Annotated in this window: 18 protein-coding genes; 3 read left to right on the top strand and 15 right to left on the bottom strand. The window is 73.1% G+C overall.

The window, feature by feature from the left end:
* Positions 1-197 precede the first annotated feature (197 nt).
* From AB0B63_RS28180 to recO, 3 genes are all read right to left on the bottom strand, one after another.
* Positions 198-383, bottom strand: a complete 186-nt coding sequence (locus AB0B63_RS28180; protein WP_357024099.1) for a hypothetical protein — start codon at positions 381-383, stop codon at positions 198-200.
* Between the two features lie 71 nt (positions 384-454).
* Complete coding sequence (locus AB0B63_RS28175) at positions 455-1231, bottom strand: isoprenyl transferase (protein WP_208570145.1); 777 nt, start codon at positions 1229-1231, stop codon at positions 455-457.
* Between the two features lie 32 nt (positions 1232-1263).
* Positions 1264-2160 (bottom strand): DNA repair protein RecO, encoded by an 897-nt coding sequence (gene recO, locus AB0B63_RS28170; protein WP_208570101.1) that lies wholly within the window; start codon positions 2158-2160, stop codon positions 1264-1266.
* A gap of 102 nt (positions 2161-2262) precedes the next feature.
* On the opposite strand from recO, the gene AB0B63_RS28165 reads away from it, so the two are divergent.
* The gene (locus tag AB0B63_RS28165) at positions 2263-3039 is read left to right on the top strand and encodes a DUF4097 family beta strand repeat-containing protein (RefSeq protein ID WP_357024096.1); all 777 of its coding nucleotides are present in this window, start codon (positions 2263-2265) and stop codon (positions 3037-3039) included.
* Between the two features lie 14 nt (positions 3040-3053).
* Here the strand turns inward: AB0B63_RS28165 and AB0B63_RS28160 are convergent, their stop codons facing one another.
* From AB0B63_RS28160 to hrcA, 11 genes are all read right to left on the bottom strand, one after another.
* The gene (locus AB0B63_RS28160; RefSeq protein ID WP_357024094.1) at positions 3054-4136 is read right to left on the bottom strand and encodes an acyltransferase; all 1083 of its coding nucleotides are present in this window, start codon (positions 4134-4136) and stop codon (positions 3054-3056) included.
* A 130-nt stretch (positions 4137-4266) separates the two neighbouring features.
* Entirely contained in the window at positions 4267-5163 is an 897-nt protein-coding gene (gene era, locus AB0B63_RS28155) for a GTPase Era (protein WP_208570104.1), read from the bottom strand.
* Complete coding sequence (locus tag AB0B63_RS28150; protein ID WP_208570105.1) at positions 5160-5546, bottom strand: cytidine deaminase; 387 nt, start codon at positions 5544-5546, stop codon at positions 5160-5162. Before AB0B63_RS28150 ends, era begins: the two co-directional genes overlap by 4 nt.
* Positions 5539-6921 (bottom strand): hemolysin family protein, encoded by a 1383-nt coding sequence (locus tag AB0B63_RS28145; RefSeq protein WP_208570146.1) that lies wholly within the window; start codon positions 6919-6921, stop codon positions 5539-5541. Before AB0B63_RS28145 ends, AB0B63_RS28150 begins: the two co-directional genes overlap by 8 nt.
* Entirely contained in the window at positions 6897-7370 is a 474-nt protein-coding gene (gene ybeY / locus AB0B63_RS28140; protein WP_208570106.1) for an rRNA maturation RNase YbeY, read from the bottom strand. Before ybeY ends, AB0B63_RS28145 begins: the two co-directional genes overlap by 25 nt.
* Positions 7371-7388: 18 nt before the next feature.
* A complete protein-coding gene (locus AB0B63_RS28135; protein ID WP_357024089.1) occupies positions 7389-8444 on the bottom strand; it encodes a PhoH family protein in 1056 nt (351 codons plus the stop codon).
* A gap of 349 nt (positions 8445-8793) precedes the next feature.
* Entirely contained in the window at positions 8794-10134 is a 1341-nt protein-coding gene (locus tag AB0B63_RS28130) for a serine hydrolase domain-containing protein (RefSeq protein ID WP_357024118.1), read from the bottom strand.
* A gap of 98 nt (positions 10135-10232) precedes the next feature.
* On the bottom strand, positions 10233-10592 hold the full coding sequence (locus AB0B63_RS28125; RefSeq protein ID WP_208570109.1) for a histidine triad nucleotide-binding protein: 360 nt from the start codon (positions 10590-10592) through the stop codon (positions 10233-10235).
* 393 nt (positions 10593-10985) lie between these two features.
* Complete coding sequence (locus AB0B63_RS28120) at positions 10986-11720, bottom strand: 16S rRNA (uracil(1498)-N(3))-methyltransferase (RefSeq protein ID WP_208570110.1); 735 nt, start codon at positions 11718-11720, stop codon at positions 10986-10988.
* A gap of 278 nt (positions 11721-11998) precedes the next feature.
* The gene (gene dnaJ, locus AB0B63_RS28115; RefSeq protein WP_208570147.1) at positions 11999-13144 is read right to left on the bottom strand and encodes a molecular chaperone DnaJ; all 1146 of its coding nucleotides are present in this window, start codon (positions 13142-13144) and stop codon (positions 11999-12001) included.
* A 73-nt stretch (positions 13145-13217) separates the two neighbouring features.
* Positions 13218-14240, bottom strand: coding sequence for a heat-inducible transcriptional repressor HrcA (hrcA, locus tag AB0B63_RS28110; RefSeq protein WP_208570111.1), 1023 nt, complete (start codon positions 14238-14240; stop codon positions 13218-13220).
* Positions 14241-14476: 236 nt separating this feature from the next.
* Between hrcA and AB0B63_RS28105 the strand changes: the two genes are divergently transcribed.
* The gene (locus AB0B63_RS28105) at positions 14477-15115 is read left to right on the top strand and encodes a DUF4870 domain-containing protein (protein WP_357024084.1); all 639 of its coding nucleotides are present in this window, start codon (positions 14477-14479) and stop codon (positions 15113-15115) included.
* A gap of 91 nt (positions 15116-15206) precedes the next feature.
* On the opposite strand, the gene hemW is transcribed toward AB0B63_RS28105, so the two are convergent.
* Positions 15207-16430: a radical SAM family heme chaperone HemW gene (gene hemW, locus AB0B63_RS28100; protein WP_357024114.1), complete on the bottom strand. Its 1224-nt coding sequence runs from the start codon at positions 16428-16430 to the stop codon at positions 15207-15209.
* Positions 16431-16449: 19 nt separating this feature from the next.
* On the opposite strand from hemW, the gene AB0B63_RS28095 reads away from it, so the two are divergent.
* Entirely contained in the window at positions 16450-17232 is a 783-nt protein-coding gene (locus tag AB0B63_RS28095) for an enoyl-CoA hydratase-related protein (protein WP_219464280.1), read from the top strand.
* Positions 17233-17254 lie beyond the last annotated feature (22 nt).

Here is a 17254-nt window from a genome sequence, read left to right as displayed (position 1 = left end):
GGCCGCCCCCCGCGGGGGGGGGAGGACTTTACTAAGCCCCGGCGGTTGCGGCACGTGCCGCAACGGCGGGGCATTCTCACGCCTGGGCCCGGCCGTCGGTCCACGGCGATCCGGGCCGACAGGTGACCGGCAGGGGCGCGACATCCGTCGGCCCGTTGCCGGGGTTGGTCAGCGGTGTGCGGCCGGCCGGGCGGCGGTCACCAGAACCGCCGACGGCGGGCCTTCTGCGGGCGCAGCACGTCGGCGCCCCGGCTCAGCATCCGGCTCACCCCGCTGGGGCCGCGACGGGCCTCCAGGGTGTGGCTCAGCCGGCGGGCGCCCGCCGCGGCCAGCGGCACGGCGACCGCCATGACCGCCCACTGTGCGATCCGCTTCTGAATCATGAGTGCTCACCTCCGCGATTGGCTGCTCACCAGGGGATACCCCGACGGTGAGATCACCAACCGTGGTCCGGTCAGCGCGGCGGGGCGACCGGGTTGGGCAGCGCGCCGCCGAACCGGCGGTCCCGCTGGGCGTACAGCTCGCACGCGTACCACAGGTGGCGGCGGTCGAAGTCCGGCCAGAGGGTGTCCAGGAACACCAGCTCCGCGTACGCCGACTGCCAGAGCATGAAGTTGGAGATCCGTTCCTCGCCGGAGGGGCGCAGGAAGAGGTCGACCTCGGGGACCTCCGGGTGGTAGAGGTACTTCGCCACGGTCTTCTCGGTGACCTTGTCCGGGTCGAGCCGGCCGGCGGCCACCTCCCGGGCGATCGCGGCGGCGGCGTCGGCGATCTCGGCCTGGCCGCCGTAGTTGACGCAGAACTGGAGGGTCAGTGTCGAGTTGCCCCGGGACATCTCCTCGGCGGTCTGCAACTCGGAGATGACGCTCTTCCACAGCCGGCCCGCCCGCCCCGACCAGACCACCCGCACCCCCAGGTCGACCAGCTGGTCGCGGCGACGGCGGATGACGTCCCGGTTGAAGCCCATCAGGAAGCGGACCTCGTCCGGCGAGCGCCGCCAGTTCTCGGTGGAGAAGGCGTACGCCGACAGGTAGGGCACGCCCAGCTCGATCGCCCCCTCCACGGTGTCGAAGAGGCTGTATTCGCCCTGCTCGTGGCCCTTGGTACGGGGCAGTCCGCGCTCCTTGGCCCACCGGCCGTTGCCGTCCATCACCACGGCGACGTGCTTCGGCAGCGCCTCGGCGGGCAGCGCCGGTGGCCGGGCGCCCGACGGGTGCGGGGTCGGCGGCACCGGCGTCCGCCGGTCGGCCCTCAACGATCGGATCACTCGGTCATCTCCTTGTCCCCACCCTCCACGCCGACCCGGGGCGGCGGCACCCGGCCACCCGGGGCACCCCCGTCGTCCCCCGTCGGCCCGCCGCCCACCGGGCCGGTGTCCGGCGCACCGGGCGTCGGGCCACCCCGGTCGACCAGCGGCAGCGAGCGTAGCGCGCGTTCCAGGTGCCACTGCAGGTGCGCCGCGACCAGGCCGCTGCACTCCCGGCGTACCCCGGTGGCGGTGGCGTCGGCGACCTGCCAGTCGCCGCTGGTGAGGGCGGACATCAGGTCGATGGTGGCCGGCGCGGGGTGGGCCGCGCCGGGTGGCCGGCAGTCCGGGCAGACCGCACCCCCAGCGGGTACGGAGAACGCCCGGTGCCGCCCCGGGGTGCCGCAGACCGCGCACGCGGTCAACGCGGGCGCCCACCCGGCGAGGCTCATCCCGCGCAGCAGGTAGGCGTCGAGCACCAGCGTGGTGGCGTGCTCACCCCGGGACAACGCCTTGAGCGCGCCGAGGGTGAGCTGGAACAGCCGCAGCGACGGTTCCCGCTCGACGGGGGTGAGGCGTTCGGCGGTCTCCGCGATCGCGCTGGCCGCCGTGTACCGGGGGTAGTCCCCGAGGAAACGTTTGCCGTACAGGTCGATGCCCTCGACCTGGCTGACGCTGTGCAGCGAACTGCCGGTGTTGCCCTTCGGGTCGCCGGCGAGTTGCAGGTCGACGTGGCCGAACGGTTCCAGCCGGGCGCCGAACTTGCTGGTGGTGCGGCGTACCCCCCGGGCCACCGCGCGCAACCGGCCGTGCCGGCGGGTCAGCAGCGTGATGATCCGGTCGGACTCGCCCAGCTTCTGCACGCGCAGCACCACCGCGTCGTCGCGGTAGAGCTGTCGGCGGTACCCGGCCATCCGGTCATTCTCCCTCGGGGTGGGAAATCAGGGTCGGCTCGGGGTGGGCCCGCGCTTCGCCCCCGATGTGCCGCAGGTGGAGACGGTCGTAGGTTGCTGGGCATGGCTCTTCCCCGCAGCGCGGTCGCCCTGGGTGCGACCGCCGCCCTCATCCTCGTCACCGGGTGCGACACGCTCTCCTTCCGGCGGCTGGACTTCGACACCACCGAGGCGGCGAAGATCGCCCGGATCACCGTACGGCCCGGCTCCGGGGACGTGGTGGTCCGGGCGACCGGCCCCGCCACCGGCGTACGCGTCAAGCGGGTGCTCCGTTACCAGGGTGACCAGCCGGACACCACGTACGAGATCACCGGTGACGAGTTGGTGCTGGACACCGGGTGCGGTCCCCGCTGCTCGGTGTCGTACGAGGTGACCGCCCCGCCCGGGGTGCGGGTGCAGGGGGAGACCGGTTCGGGTGACGTGGACCTGACCAGGATCGGCTCGGTCGACTTCACCCTCGGCTCGGGCAACATCCGGATCATCGAGGCGGGCGGCCCGGTGCGGGCCGAGACCGGGTCGGGCAACATCGAGGTGCTCAACGTCACCGGGCCGGTCGACCTGCGGGCCGCCTCCGGCGACGTCACCGGGACCCGGCTCGGTGGCGACGTCTCCGCCGAGACCAGTTCCGGCAACATCACGCTCACCCTGAGCAGGCCGGCTTCGGCGCGGGCCCACGCCGGCAGCGGGGACGTCGAGCTGACGGTGCCGGCCGGCCGGTACCGGGTGAAGTCGAATGTCGACTCGGGGAACACCGAGATCGGGGTCACCAACGACCCGGGCGCGCCGCTGGTGCTGGATCTGGAGGCCGGCAGCGGAAACGTGACGGTCGTGCAGCGCTGAGCGGGTGGCGTACCTCAGCGGGCCCTGATCTCGGCGGTGTCGGCCTCGGGTGTCCGGGGCGCCGGGGCGCCGGGCGACGCCGTCACCGGGCGGGGGTGCGGGCGGCCGGGGACCAGTTCGGGGCGGCGGTGGGCCGCCACGTCCTCCACCCAGCCGACCAGCAGGGTCACCACCGCGACCAGGAGGAAGACCAGCACCACCCGGATCGCCAGCCCCCACGGGTCCCGGGGTGACCAGCCGACCAGGCCCACCAGCGGGGTGAGCGCCACCACGAAGGGCATGTGCCACAGGTAGGCGGTCAACGCGCGCCGGTTCGCCACCGTCACCAGCCGGCTGAAGATCCGGTTCCGGTCCACCCAGGCGGCGGTGGCCGGGGCCCGGCCGATGACCACCAGGATGAACGCCGCCGACCACAGGGCGTTGCCGAGCGGGATGTCGTTGAGGTCGTAGCCGCGCGGCCCCGGGTGGGTGAGGATCCACGCCGCGCCGGCCCCGGCCAGCAGCACCGCCGCCGGCACCAGCACCCGGTCGGCCAGCCGGCGCAACATGCCGTCGTGGTGGGCGAAGCCGAGCAGCCAGGCCCCGAAATAGAGGCCGAAGTCGCGCGGCACCGCCGAGGTGGTCGGCAGGAGACCCACCTCGATCGCGACCAGCAGCAGGTAGGGGGCGGCCAGGGTGGGCAGTGGGGCCCGGCGGAACAGCCACAGCGCCACCGGGGAGGCGAGCAGGAACCACAGGTAGTCCCGCAGGTACCAGATCGGGCTGAGCGCGAGCCCGCCCCAGTAGTTGGCGGGCGGGTCGGTGATCGGGAACAACCAGATCACCACCCGGGGGGTGAACTCCAGCCCGGTGAGCAGCATGGCCGGCACGAAGATCACCGCCACCACCCACAGCGAGGGCAGCAGACGGCGCAACCGACGCCGTAGCGCGGACACGCCGTACCGGTCCATCGACGCCGCCATCAGCGACCCGGCCAGGGCGAACATGATCGACATCGCCGGGAAGATCAGCGTCAGCGTGGCCAGCCCGGTGACGTGGTAGACCACGACCCGGACGATGGCCAGGAAACGGAGCAGGTCCAGATATCGATTACGCATCAGGCTGCATCTATGTCGGGGACGGATGAACGTCCCCTACCCTGCGCACCCGACCTGTGAAACCGCTGCTAATCGGGGCCTGACGTGAAACTTCCCATATCGGTGTCCGGATTTCACCCCGGCGTACGGGTCAGAAACCCAGCTTGCGCAGCTGCTTCGGGTCCCGCTGCCACTCCTTGGCCACCCGCACGTGCAGGTCCAGATAGACCCGGGTGCCGAGCAGCTCCTCGATCTGCTTGCGGGCGGTGGTGCCGACCTCCTTGAGCCGGCTGGCCCGGTGACCCAGCACGATCGCCTTCTGGCTGGGCCGCTCGACGTAGACGTCGGCATAGATCTTCATGAGCTGACCCTCGGGGATCATCTCCTCCACCACCACGGCGATGGAGTGCGGCAGCTCGTCGCGGACCCCCTCCAGGGCCGCCTCCCGGATCAGCTCGGCGACCAGCACCTGCTCCGGCTCGTCGGTGAGCATGTCGTCCGGATACAGCTGCGGCGACGGCGGCAGGTAACCGGTCATCACGTCGACCAGGGTGTCCACCTGGTGCCCGGAGACCGCGCTGACCGGCACCACGGCGGCGAAGTCGGCCAGCTCGCTGACCGCGAGCAACTGCTCGGCCAACCGCCGCTTGTCGACCAGGTCGGTCTTGGTCACCACCGCGAGCACGGTGGCCTTCAACTCGCTCAACTCGCCGCTGATGAACCGGTCGCCCCGACCCACCGGCTCGTCGGCCGGAATGCAGAGGCCGATCACGTCGACCTCCGTCCAGGTGGTGCGCACCAGGTCGTTGAGGCGCTCACCGAGCAGCGTCCGGGGCCGGTGCAGGCCGGGGGTGTCGACCAGGACCAGCTGCGACTCCGGCCGGTGCAGCACCGCCCGGATCACGTGCCGGGTGGTCTGCGGCTTGTTGGAGGTGATCGCGATCTTGGTGCCGACGATGGCGTTGGTCAGCGTCGACTTGCCGGCGTTCGGCCGCCCGACGAAACACCCGAAACCCGCCCGGTACGGCCGCTGCTCCACGCCGGTCACTCGACCACCGTGCCGAGGACCGTGCCGTCCGGGGCGGCCACATGGATCGGCGCGTCCGCAGCCAGATCCCGCACCGCCGCGTGCCCCGCCCCGTCCAGGGTCGACGCCTCGGTCACCACCGCCGCCGCCTCCAACCGGCTCGCCCCCGCCGCCGCCGCCGAGGCGACCGCCAACTGGAGCGCCGTGACGGTCAACGAGGGCAGCGAAACGCTCGCCGCAGCGTACGTCCGGCCGTCCTGGTCGCGGACCGCCGCGCCCTCCACGGCAGCCACCCGGGCCCGGGCGCCACGGGCCAGCACGACCAGCTTGCCGTCCTCGGCGCTCAACTCGGCCGGATCGGACGGGGTGGGCCGGGCAGCCGGCACGGCGGGTGTCTCAGGCATCGGCGGGTTGCCTCTCCTCGGTGCTGTTCTGGTTGTCACGGGAATCGGGGCCCCCGGTCGACGGCACCCGGCTGACCAGCACGCTGTCGATCCGGTTACGTCGGCCGGTGGTGCCCTCGGCGACCAGCTTCAGGCCGGCCACCTCGGCGTCGGCACCCGGGATCGGCACCCGCCCCAGGGCCTGCGCCAACAGGCCACCGACCGTCTCCACCTCGTCGGTGGGCAGGTCGGTGTCGAACAACTCGCCCAGGTTCTCCACCGGCAGCCGGGCGGTGACCCGGACCGCGCCGTCGGCCAGGTGCTCCACCGGCGGGCGCTCGACATCGTACTCGTCGGTGATCTCACCGACGATCTCCTCCAGGATGTCCTCGATGGTGACCAGGCCACCGGTGCCGCCGTACTCGTCGACGACGATGACCAGGTGGTTGCGGGCGGCCTGCATCTCCGACAGCAGGTCGTCGACCGGCTTGGACTCCGGCACGAACGTCGCCGGTCGCATCAGCTCGGCCACCGGGGTCTGGTGCGCCCGCAGGTCACCACCCCGGGTATGCCGGATGAGGTCCTTGAGATAGAGCACACCGAGCACGTCGTCGACGCTCTCCCCGATCACCGGGATGCGGGAGAACCCGGAACGCAGGAACAACGCCAACGCCTGGGAGAGGGCCTTGCCCTCCTCGATCCACACCATCTCGGTGCGCGGCACCATCACCTCCCGGGCGATGGTGTCGCCGAGCGCGAAGACCGAGTGGATCATCTGGCGTTCGCCGTGCTCCACCACCCCCCGCTGCTCGGCCAGGTCGACCAACTCCCGCAGCTCAACCTGGGTGGCGAACGGCCCCTCCCGGAAACCGCGCCCCGGGGTGACCGCGTTGCCGATCAGGATCAGCAGCGAGGCCAGCGGGTTGAGCGCCCGACCCAGCCAACGCACCAACGGCGCCACCGCCCGACCCACCGCGTACGCGTGCTGCCGGCCCAGGGTGCGCGGGGCCACCCCGACCACCACGAAGCTGACCACCGTCATCGCCCCGGCGGTCACCAGCGCCGCCCGCCAGCCCGCGCCGAAGCTGTCCACCGCCACCAGGGCGACCAGGGTGGTGGCGGTCAACTCGGCGAGCAGCCGGAGCAGCAGCAACAGGTTGAGGTGGCGGACCACGTCACCGGCGACGGCCTGGAGGGTACGCGCGCCGCGCGCCCCGTCGCGGGCCAGCTCCGCGGCCCGCGCCGGGGAGACCGCGGCCAGCGCGGCCTCGGTCATCGCGATCAGGCCGGCGAGCACCACCAGCCCGGCCGCGAAGAAGATCAGCTGAAGATCGGGAAGGCCGGCGGTCGGGCCGGCCGCGACTATGTCCATCACCGGGACCGGGTCGACCGCCAGCTGGCCAGCAACCGGGCCTGGAGGGCGAACATCTCCCGCTCCTCCTCCGGCTCGGCGTGGTCGTAGCCGAGCAGGTGCAGCACCCCGTGCACGGTGAGCAGGTGCAGCTCGTCAGCGGCCGTGTGCCCGGCGGTGGCCGCCTGCTTCGCCGCCACCTCCGGGCAGAGCACGATGTCACCGAGCAGGGCCGGCTCACCGCTGGCCGGGGCGCTCTCCCCCGGGCCGTGGTCGACGCTGCCCTCGTCCATGGGGAAGGCGAGCACGTCGGTGGGGCCGTCACCGCCCATCCAACGATGGTTCAGCTCGGTCATGTAGCCGATGTCGACAAGCAGCACGGACAGCTCGGCGAGCGGGTTGACCCCCATCTCGTCGAGGGCGTGCCGGGCCACGGCGAGCACGGAGTCGGTGTCGACCTCGACACCGGACTCGTTGGCGATCTCGATGGACAACTGTCTTCCTCTGGTTGGTTAGCGGCGGCGGCCGGCCCGGCCGCCCTGGGCGGTCCGCCCCGGCACGGCGTGCACGCCCTGCGCCTGCTGGTTCTCCCGCTCGTCCCAGCGGGCGTACGCGTCGACGATCTCCCCGACCAGCCGGTGCCGGACAACGTCCGCGCTGGAGAGCTGGGCGAAGTGCACATCCTCGACGTTTGCCAGGATCTCCCGGACCACCCGCAGCCCGCTGGCCGTCCCGCCGGGAAGGTCCACCTGGGTGACGTCACCGGTCACCACGATCTTGGAACCGAAACCGAGCCGGGTGAGGAACATCTTCATCTGCTCGGGCGTGGTGTTCTGCGCCTCGTCCAGGATGATGAAAGCGTCATTAAGGGTCCTACCCCGCATATAGGCCAGCGGCGCGACCTCGATGGTGCCGGCCGCCATCAGCTTCGGGATGGACTCCGGGTCGAGCATGTCGTGCAGCGCGTCGTAGAGCGGGCGCAGGTAGGGGTCGATCTTCTCGTTCAGGGTGCCCGGCAGGAAGCCCAGCCGCTCGCCCGCCTCGACCGCCGGCCGGGTCAGGATGATCCGGCTGACCTGCTTGGCCTGCAGCGCCTGGACGGCCTTCGCCATCGCCAGGTAGGTCTTGCCGGTGCCGGCCGGGCCGATGCCGAACACGATCGTGTTGGCGTCGATCGAGTCGACGTACGTCTTCTGGCCCAGCGTCTTGGGGCGGATGGTGCGCCCGCGCCGGGAGAGGATGTTGAGGGTGAGCACCTCGGCGGGCCGCTCGGTGCCGCCCTGTTCGAGCATGCCGACGGTACGCCGGACAGCGTCAGTGGTCAGGGTCTCGCCCTTCTCGATCAGTTCGAGCAGCTCGCTGAAGAGGCGCTCGGCGAGAGCATTGTCCGCAGGCGCACCGGTGATGGTGATCTCGTTGCCACGGACGTGCACGTCACTGGTGACCGAACGTTCGACGAGTCGCAGGATCTCGTCGCCCGCGCCGAGCAGGTTGACCATGATCTTGGCATCGGGAACCGTGATCCTGGTCTGCACCCGGGGCGGGCCGGGAGGTGGGGTGCCGGTCATAGGTCGGGCCGTGGGGCCCTGCGCCACCTGCTTCCATCTCGCGCCGTGCCCTGCTGGCACGGCGTGCGGACGATACGCCCATCGTATCCGCTCCGCACCGGCGGCACCGTGTCACTTTTTCCGCCCGGCCGGACCGGGCGGTCGTACCCGCTCCCCCAGCGGTCCGGTGCGCCGGCCCGGCGGGAGGGCGGCCGGCGGGAGGGCGGCCCGGCGGGAGGGCGGCCGGCGGGAGGGCGGCCCGACCGGGGGCGGCCCGACCCGGGGGCCCGGCCAGTGCGCTAACCCGACCCGGGGGGGGCGGCCCGGCCGAAGGCGGCCCGGGGAGGTCCCGCATCGGGCCCCGGCCCGGTCAGGCCCGGAAGTCGTACCGGTCGAAGGTCTCCTGGTGGCGGGTGAAGCGGTAGGTGGCCCAGTGCATCGTGACCACCGTCCCGTCGGCGTCGCGGGTGAGCCGCAGCAACTCCCCGACCTCCCGCCCGGCCACGGTCCGGAACACGTCAGGCGACTGCGGCGTCGGCGCGAAGACCGCCGGGGGCCGACCCACCGGATCGTCCGCACCCCGGGCCCGCAGCGTCCCCTCGTGCCAGCTGAAGACGTACTCGAATCCCTCGCCCCACCAGCGGCCCAGCACCCCGCGCAGCGGCCCCGGCGCACCTGTGCCCGGACGCCACGGCGGGATCTCCGCCGGGTCGTGCTCGACGGCGGCGGCCAGCAACCGGTGCGGCAGATCCAGCACCTGCGCCGCCGTGCCCGAGGAGGCGAGCACCGCGCAGCCCGTCGCGCCGGCCGTGCCGTCACCGCCGCGCCGGCCGTAGACCCCGGCCAGGAAGCCGGGCATCGCACCGTCGTGCCCCACGTGCACCACCCGGTCCGGGTACGGCACCAGGATCAGCCCGAGCCCGAAGCCGGCCTTCCAGACCGTCTCGTCGGTGATCGTCACCGGCCAGCGCATCTCGTCCAGGGTGGCCGGGGCGAGCACCGCCCCGGTCGGGTCCAGCGCACCCGGGTCCGCCAGGAACGCCGCCCACCGGGCCATGTCCGTCGCCGTGCTCCACAACTGGCCGGCCGGCCCGACCGCCCCGAAGTCGGTCGGCGGCTCCGGATGCGCCTCGTCGGAGTACGCGTCGACCAGGAACCCGGTCACCGCCTGCGGCCCCGGGTCGACCGAGGTATCGGCCAACCCCAGCGGGGTGAGCACCCGCTCGGCGAGCACCTCCGCCCAGGTGCCGCCCCGCAACGCGCCGACCAGCCGGCCGAGCAACGCCATACCCAGGTTGGAGTAGTGGTAGCGACGCCCGGTGGGCAACACCCGCTCGGCCCGGACCAGATCGGCGATCAACTCGTCCACCTGCGGCGCGCGCAGCGTGTCCCAGACGTCCCCGTACGGCTCCCGTTGCAGCCCGGCGGTGTGCGACAGCAACCGGCGTACGGTCAGCTCGCCGTGCGCCGGCAGGTCCAGGTGCCGGCCCAGCGGGTCGTCCAGGTCGAGCAGCCCGTCGTCGCGGCACTGCAACACCAGCACGGCGGTGAAGGTCTTGGTGACCGAACCGATCCGGAACCGGCTCTGCGGGCCGAGCACGGTGTCGTTGCCGGTGCCGCCCACCTCGCAGGTCCAGAGCGGACGGTCGGCCCGGTGCAGCGCCACCGCCAGCGCCGGCACCCGGGCCTGCGCCTGGACCTGCCGGACCATCCGCTCCAGCCGACGCCGCGTCACCGTCGCGGCGGGACCCCCGTCGGGATCGGGCGACGCAGCGGGCTGCGGGTCGGGCTCCGGCTCAGTCCCGGACGTCACCCCAGGTCCCGGACCAGCATGGGGCCCAGGGGCGCACCGCCGAGCAGGTGGGCATGCACGTGGAAGACCTCCTGCCCGCCGTACGGGCCGGTGTTGAACATCAGCCGGAAGCCGTCGCCGGTCAGCCCCTCGTCCTCGGCCACCGCGGCAGCCGTGGCCAGCACCTCACCGGCCAGCGCCGGGTCACCCTGGCCGAGCGTCGCCACGTCGGCGTAGTGCTCCTTGGGGATGACCAGCACGTGCACCGGCGCCTTCGGCCCGATGTCGCGGAATGCCAGGGTGCTGGCGGTCTCCTTGACGATGGTGGCCGGAATCTCCCCGGCGACGATGCGGCAGAACAGACAGTCAGCTCCCATCCCCCCACTCTAAAGACCACCCCCACCACCCCCCACTCCCCCACTCCTCCACCCGCCCCGACCCCCGCCAGCCCCACCCCACCCGGCCCAGCCCGCCGACCCCGCCCAGCCCCGCCCAGCCCTCCTCGCCCCGGTGATCAAGAGCTTTACGCCAATTTCAGGCCTCCAGATGACCCAAACCTCTTGATCACCAGCCACCAACGCCGAGGGCTGGGTGGTGGGCTCGGTGATCAAGAGATTTGGGGCGGGATTGGGCTCGCGGATGACGTAAACCTCTTGATCACCGGGGCGAGGCGGGGGCGGCGGAGGGAGGCGGGGGCCAGGGGGTGGGGGAGGCGGGGGCGGGGGCGCGGTGGGGCGGAGGTGGGGCGAGGGAGGGAGGGGAAGAGGGGGTTACCAGCGGGGGAGGCGGGTGGAGAGGACGGAGAGGGCGGCCACGCCGGCGGTGGAGGTACGCAGGACCGAGGGGCCCAACCGGACCGGGCGGGCACCGGCCTCGGTGAAGGCGGTCAACTCGGTCGGGGCGATGCCGCCCTCGGGGCCGACCACAAGGATGATCTCGCCGGTGGTCGGCAGCTCGACCGTGGTCAGCCGCTCCTCGGCCTCCTCGTGCAGGACGAACGCCGCGCCGGCCCCGGCGATCCGGCGGGCCACCGTGGCGGTGGACTCGTCCGGTGCTCCCGCCACCACCGGCAACCAGGCACGACGGGCCTGCTTGGCCGCCTCCCGGGCGGTCGCAGCCCACTTCTCCCTGGCCCGTACGCCCCGGTCACCGCGCCACTGCACCACCGAGCGGGACGCCGCCCAGGGCACGATCTCGTCCACCCCGACCTCGGTCATCGCCTGCACGGCGAGTTCACCCCGGTCGCCCTTGGCGATGCCCTGCACCACGACCAGCCGGGGGACGTCCGCGTCCACGTACCCCCGGGAGGTGACGGTGAGGTCCAGGGTGCCCCGGCCGACGGCGGTGACCACGGCGGTGGCGGTGCCACCCCGACCGTCGGCGAGCAGCAGCTCCTCGCCGACGCGCAGCCGTTGCACGGTGGCGGCGTGGTGCCCCTCGGGGCCGTCCAGGGTGAGCTGGTCGGCAGGAGGCAGCGACTCGACCAGGAACAGCGGCGCGGACACGCCGATCAGGCTAACCGGCCCGGCCCCCACCGCCCCGGACCGGGCCGCCCGACAGACCGCCGCCCCGGACCGGGCCGCCCCGCACACCACCGCCCCGGAGCAAACCGCCGGACACACCACCGCCCTGGGTCAGAACCGCCCCGGGTCAGAACCGTGGGTCAGAACCGCCCCGAGTCAGGACCGTCCCGAGTCAGGACCGCTCCGGGTCAGGGCCGCCACACCCGAGCTGACCAGGGCACCGCTGACGGGGGTCCGAACCAGCCCGGGGCAGGCCCGGGTCAGGCGTGGCCGTTGAAGGCGTCGCGCATCCGGGAGAAGAAGCCGCCCTGCTTGCTCAGCTCGGCGACCTCCTCGCCCCGGGTCTTGGCGAAGTCCCGCAGCATCTTCTCCTGGTCGGCGTCGAGCTTGGTGGGGGTACGCACGTCGAGGTGGACGTAGAGGTCACCCCGGCCGGTGCCCCGCAGGTGCGGTACGCCCCGGGCGCGCAGCCGCAGCGTGCTGCCCGGCTGGGTGCCGGCCTTGACGTCGACCGTCTCCTCGCTGTCCAGCGTCTTGATGGTCAGTCGGGTGCCCAGCGCGGCGGCGGTCATCGGGACGGTGACCCGGCAGTGCAGGTCGTCGCCCTTGCGGGAGTAGACGTCGTGCGGGCGCTCGTGGATCTCGACGTAGAGGTCACCGGCGGTGCCGCCGCCCGGGCCGACCTCACCCTGCTGGGCGAGCCGGATCCGCATGCCGTCCTCGACCCCGGCGGGGATCTTGACGGTCAGCGAGCGGCGGGTCCGTACCCGGCCGTCGCCGGCACAGGTCGGGCAGGGGTGCGGGATGGTGGTGCCGTAGCCCTGGCAGACGGTGCACGGGCGGGCCGACACCACCTGGCCGAGGAAGGTCCGCTGCACCGACTGCACCTCGCCCCGGCCCCCGCACGCCTCGCACGTCGCCAGGTGGGTGCCGGCTGCGGTGCCCGCCCCGGAGCAGGTGGTGCAGAGCACTGCGGTGTCGACGGTGATCGGGGCCTCGACGCCGAAGGCGGTCTCGTGCAGGTCCAGTTCCAGCCGCAGGATCGCGTCGGCTCCGGGGCGGGTACGCGGGCGCGGACCGCGCGCCCCACCGGCCGCACCACCGAAGAAGGCGTCCATGATGTCCTGGAAGCCGACGAACGGGCCGGCCCCGCCGGGGCCGCCCGGGCCACCGGCGCCCCCGCCGCCCGGGGCGAGCGGGTCGCCGCCCAGGTCGACGATCTGCCGCTTCCGGTCGTCCGAGAGGACCTCGTACGCGGCGTTGATGTCCTTGAACTTCTCCTGTGCCTCCGGGTCCGGATTGACGTCCGGGTGGAACTGCCGCGCCAGCTTGCGGTAGGCGCGCTTGATCTCGTCATCGGAGGCTTCCCGGCCGACGCCGAGAATGCCGTAGTAGTCCCTGGCCACTGCGTTCCGTGTCCTCATGTTCGTCTCGCGTTGCGCCGGTCGGCGGCCGGAGCCGGCCGTCGGCCCTGACTGGTCAGTTCTGGGCCAGCAGCTCGCCCACGTAGCGTGCCACGGCCCGCACCGTGGCGATGGTGCCGGGGTAGTCCATCCGGGTCGGGCCGAGTACGCCCAGCCCACCGACGATGGTGCTGCCGGGGCCGTACCCGGTGCTGACCACCGAGGCGGCCCGCAGGTTGTCGACCTCGTTCTCGTCGCCGATCAGCACCCGGGTGGTGCTCGGTTCGGCCTCGCCGATCAGCTTGAGCAGGACGACCTCCTCTTCGAGCGCCTCCAGGATGGGTCGCAGCGAACCCTGGAAGTCGAGCAGGCCGCCCCGGGTGAGGTTGGCGGTGCCGGCGAGCGCCAACCGCTCCTCGGTGCGCTCGACGAGGGTCTCCAGCAGCACGGTGGACAGGGTGGTCATGGCCCCGCGCAGGTGCGGCGCGGACTCCTCGACCAGCGCCTGGACCAGCGGTGGGGTGTCGGACAACCGACTGCCGACCAGTTTCTCGTTGACCAGCCGGCGCAGGTCGGTGACGTCGTCGGCGGGGACCGGCGTGGGCAGTTCGACCAGCCGCTGCTCGACCCGCCCGGTGTCGGCGATCATGACCAGCATCAGCCGGGTGGTGGAGATCGGCACCAGCTCCAGGTGCCGCACCGACGACCGGGCCAGCGACGGGTACTGCACGACGGCGACCTGCCGGGTGAGCTGCGCCAGCAGCCGTACGGTGCGGTGCACCACGTCGTCGAGGTCGACCGCGCCGACCAGGAACCGCTCGATGGCCCGACGTTCGGCGGGGCTGAGCGGTTTGACCCGGGAGAGCCGGTCGACGAAGAGGCGGTAGCCCCGGTCGGTGGGCACCCGGCCGGCGCTGGTGTGCGGCTGCCGGATGTAGCCTTCCTCCTCCAGCACCGCCATGTCGTTACGGACGGTCGCCGGGGAGACCCCGAGCTGGTGCCGCTCGACGAGCGTCTTGCTGCCGACGGGCTCCTGCGTGGCGACGTAGTCCTCGACGATCGCCCGCAGCACGGCGAGTTTGCGGTCGTCGAGACCCATCTCCCACCTCCTGTCGCACGGCGACCGGACTTCTGACGCGTCCGGCGAGCGCTCTGGCACTCGACTGTAGCGAGTGCCAGTCTACGACGGCAGTACCGCCGCTGCGTTGATCAACGACGGACCGTCGGTGCGACCGCCCCGGTGGGTTGCCGGCGTGGCCGCTGACCGAATGTCGAGGCCAACCTCACCAGTGTCGCTCTGGTGCACCCTTGCCGGCAGCCCCTACCGTGACGGGCATGACTGAACCACCTCGCCCGCCCGGCGCGGGGGACGGCTACCCGCCGGACCCGAACGCTGGCCAGGGCTCGCCATACGAGCCGCCCACCGCACCACTGTCCGGGGCACCGGGTGCAGGCGGGTATCCCCCGCCCGGCGGGTATCCGCCGCCCACCGGTGACCAGCCGCCGTCGGGTGGCTACGACCCGTCGGGTGGCTACGGCCCGCCCGGTGGCTACGGCCCGCCTGGTGGCTACCCGCCGGCCGGTGGCGGATATCCGACCGCCGGCGCGTACGGCGCCCCGACCGGTGGATACGCCAACAGCGAGGACAAGACCTGGGCGCTGGTCGCGCACTTCGGCGGGGCCGCCGGCGCGCTGATCAGCCTCGGCCCGCTCGGCTTCGTCGCCCCGCTGATCGCCTACCTGGTACGCGGTCAGCAGTCGCCGGCCGTCCGGGCGCAGGCGTTGGCCGCGCTGAACTTCCAGATCCTCTGGTCGATCATCGCGTTCGTGCTGCTCTTCGTGAGCTGGTGCCTGCTCTTCCTGCCCAGCATCGCGGTCGTGGTGATCCAGATCCTGTTCGGGATCATCGCCGGCATGAAGGCCAACGAGGGTCAGGCCTACCGCTACCCGATGTCCACCAGTTTCATCAAGTGAACCCCGGCCGGCCGCTCCCCCGGCCGGTCGGGCACCACCGCCGGCCCCGGCCCGCCCCGCTGCGGTGCGCGGCGGGCCGGCGGGACCACGCTCAGGGCAGCAGGTCGCGGACCACCGCGTCGGCCAGCAGCCGGCCCCGCAGGGTGAGCACCGCCCGCCCCTGCGGGTAGGCCACCGGGTCCAGCAGCCCGTCGGCGAGCGCGCGGGCGGCGGCGGCCCGGCCCGCGTCGTCCAGCACGTCCAGCGGCAGCCCGGAGGCGAGCCGGAGCCGCAGCATCACGTCCTCCATGTGCGCCTCGGCCGGGGTGAGGACCTCCCGGGCAAGGCCGGGCGAGTGCCCGGCGGCGAGCCGTTGCGCGTACGCGCTGGGGTGTTTGACGTTCCACCAGCGCACCCCGCCGACGTGGCTGTGCGCCCCCGGGCCGAGGCCCCACCAGTCGGCCCCGGTCCAGTAGAGCAGGTTGTGCCGGCACCGGGCCGCCTCGCTGCGGGCCCAGTTGGAGACCTCGTACCAGGAGAACCCGGCCGCGTCGAGGGCGGCCTCCGCCGCCAGGTAACGGTCGGCCGCCACGTCGTCGGAGGGGTACGGCAGCTCGCCGCGCCGCATCCGGGCGGCCAACCGGGTGCCGTCCTCCACGATCAGGGCGTACGCGCTGACGTGGTCGACCCCGGCGGCGACGACCTGGTCCAGCGAGGCGGCGAAGTCCTCGGCGCGCTCCCCCGGCGTGCCGTAGATCAGGTCCAGGTTGACGTGGTCGAACCCGGCGTCGCGGGCCTCCCGGGCGGCCTCGGCGGCCCGGCCGGGGCGGTGGGTCCGGTCGAGGACCGCCAGCACCCCGGCGGCGGCGGACTGCATGCCCAGCGAGATCCGGGTGTAGCCGGCGGCCCGCAGGGTCTTCAGCGACTGCGGGGTGACCGACTCGGGGTTGGCCTCGGTGGTCACCTCGGCGTCGGCGGCCAGGCCCCAGGTGCGGTCGATGCCGTCCAGCAGGCGGGCCAGGTCGTCGGCGGGTAGCAGGGTGGGGGTGCCGCCGCCGACGAAGACCGTGTCGACCCTCGGTGGTGGGGCGTCGCCGAGCACCCGGGCGGCGAGCGCCAACTCGGCGAGCACGGTGTCGGCGTACGACTCCCGGCTGACGCCTGCGCCCAGCTCGGCGGCGGTGTAGGTGTTGAAGTCGCAGTAGCCGCAGCGGCTGGCGCAGAACGGTACGTGCAGGTAGACGCCGAAACCGCGCGCGCCGACCTCCCGCAGGGCGGTGGTGGGCAGCGCGCCGTCGACGGGAACGGTCTCACCATCTGGAAGGACGCCGGGCATGGCCACTAGTGTGCCCGGCATGACCTCTCCCGACCGACTCGTGCGGGTCGCCACGGCCCGTGGGGTGACCACGCTCACCCTGGACAGCCCGCACAACCGCAACGCGCTGTCCACGGCGCTGATGACCGAGCTGCTGGCCGGGATCGCCGCGGCGGTCGCCGACGACGCGGTCCGGGTGGTCGTGCTGGACCACACCGGCCCGGTCTTCTGTTCCGGGGCGGACCTGAAGGAGACGGCGGCGGCGTACGCCAGCGGGTCGGTGCCGGCCGGGATGCTCGGTGACGTGCTGGTGGCGGTGCGGGAGTGCCCGAAGCCGGTGCTGGCGAAGGTGGCCGGGCCGGCGCGGGCCGGCGGTCTGGGCCTGATCGCGGCGGCGGACCTGGCGGTCTGCGCGCAGGAGGCGACGTTCGCCTTCACCGAGGTGCGGATCGGGGTGATCCCGGCGGTGATCTCGGCGACCGTGCTGCCCCGGCTGCATCCCCGGGCCGCTGCCGAGCTGTACCTGACCGGCGACACCTTCGACGGTGGGCGGGCCGCCGAGGTGGGCCTGGTGACCGCCGCCGTACCGGCCGCCGAGCTGGATGCGGCGGTGGCCGGGTACTGCGCGTCGCTGGTCCGGGGGGCGCCGGGGGCGTTGGCCGGGACGAAGGAGTTGCTGCGCCGACCGCCGGCCACGGACCTGCGGGCGGAGATCGCCGACCTGTCCGCCCGCTCCACCGGTTACTTCCTGTCGGCCGAGGGCCGCGAGGGCGTGGCGGCGTTCCGCGAACGGCGGGACGCCGCCTGGGTACCGACGGATTGAGCTGGTTTCTTCCGGTTCCGTG

This window comes from Micromonospora sp. NPDC049081, from assembly GCF_040648835.1.
GTDB lineage: Bacteria > Actinomycetota > Actinomycetes > Mycobacteriales > Micromonosporaceae > Micromonospora > Micromonospora antibiotica.
This window is presented reverse-complemented; position numbering and strand designations above follow the sequence as displayed.

Coding starts and splice junctions, on each gene's coding strand:
- AB0B63_RS28180 (WP_357024099.1), bottom strand. CDS start 383: ATGATTCAGAAGCGGATCGCACAGTGGGCGGTCATGGCGGTCGCCGTG.
- recO (WP_208570101.1), bottom strand. CDS start 2,160: ATGGCCGGGTACCGCCGACAGCTCTACCGCGACGACGCGGTGGTGCTG.
- AB0B63_RS28165 (WP_357024096.1), top strand. CDS start 2,263: ATGGCTCTTCCCCGCAGCGCGGTCGCCCTGGGTGCGACCGCCGCCCTC.
- AB0B63_RS28160 (WP_357024094.1), bottom strand. CDS start 4,136: ATGCGTAATCGATATCTGGACCTGCTCCGTTTCCTGGCCATCGTCCGG.
- AB0B63_RS28150 (WP_208570105.1), bottom strand. CDS start 5,546: ATGCCTGAGACACCCGCCGTGCCGGCTGCCCGGCCCACCCCGTCCGAT.
- AB0B63_RS28135 (WP_357024089.1), bottom strand. CDS start 8,444: ATGACCGGCACCCCACCTCCCGGCCCGCCCCGGGTGCAGACCAGGATC.
- AB0B63_RS28130 (WP_357024118.1), bottom strand. CDS start 10,134: ATGGTCCGGCAGGTCCAGGCGCAGGCCCGGGTGCCGGCGCTGGCGGTG.
- AB0B63_RS28125 (WP_208570109.1), bottom strand. CDS start 10,592: ATGGGAGCTGACTGTCTGTTCTGCCGCATCGTCGCCGGGGAGATTCCG.
- hrcA (WP_208570111.1), bottom strand. CDS start 14,240: ATGGGTCTCGACGACCGCAAACTCGCCGTGCTGCGGGCGATCGTCGAG.
- AB0B63_RS28105 (WP_357024084.1), top strand. CDS start 14,477: ATGACTGAACCACCTCGCCCGCCCGGCGCGGGGGACGGCTACCCGCCG.
- hemW (WP_357024114.1), bottom strand. CDS start 16,430: ATGCCCGGCGTCCTTCCAGATGGTGAGACCGTTCCCGTCGACGGCGCG.
- AB0B63_RS28095 (WP_219464280.1), top strand. CDS start 16,450: ATGACCTCTCCCGACCGACTCGTGCGGGTCGCCACGGCCCGTGGGGTG.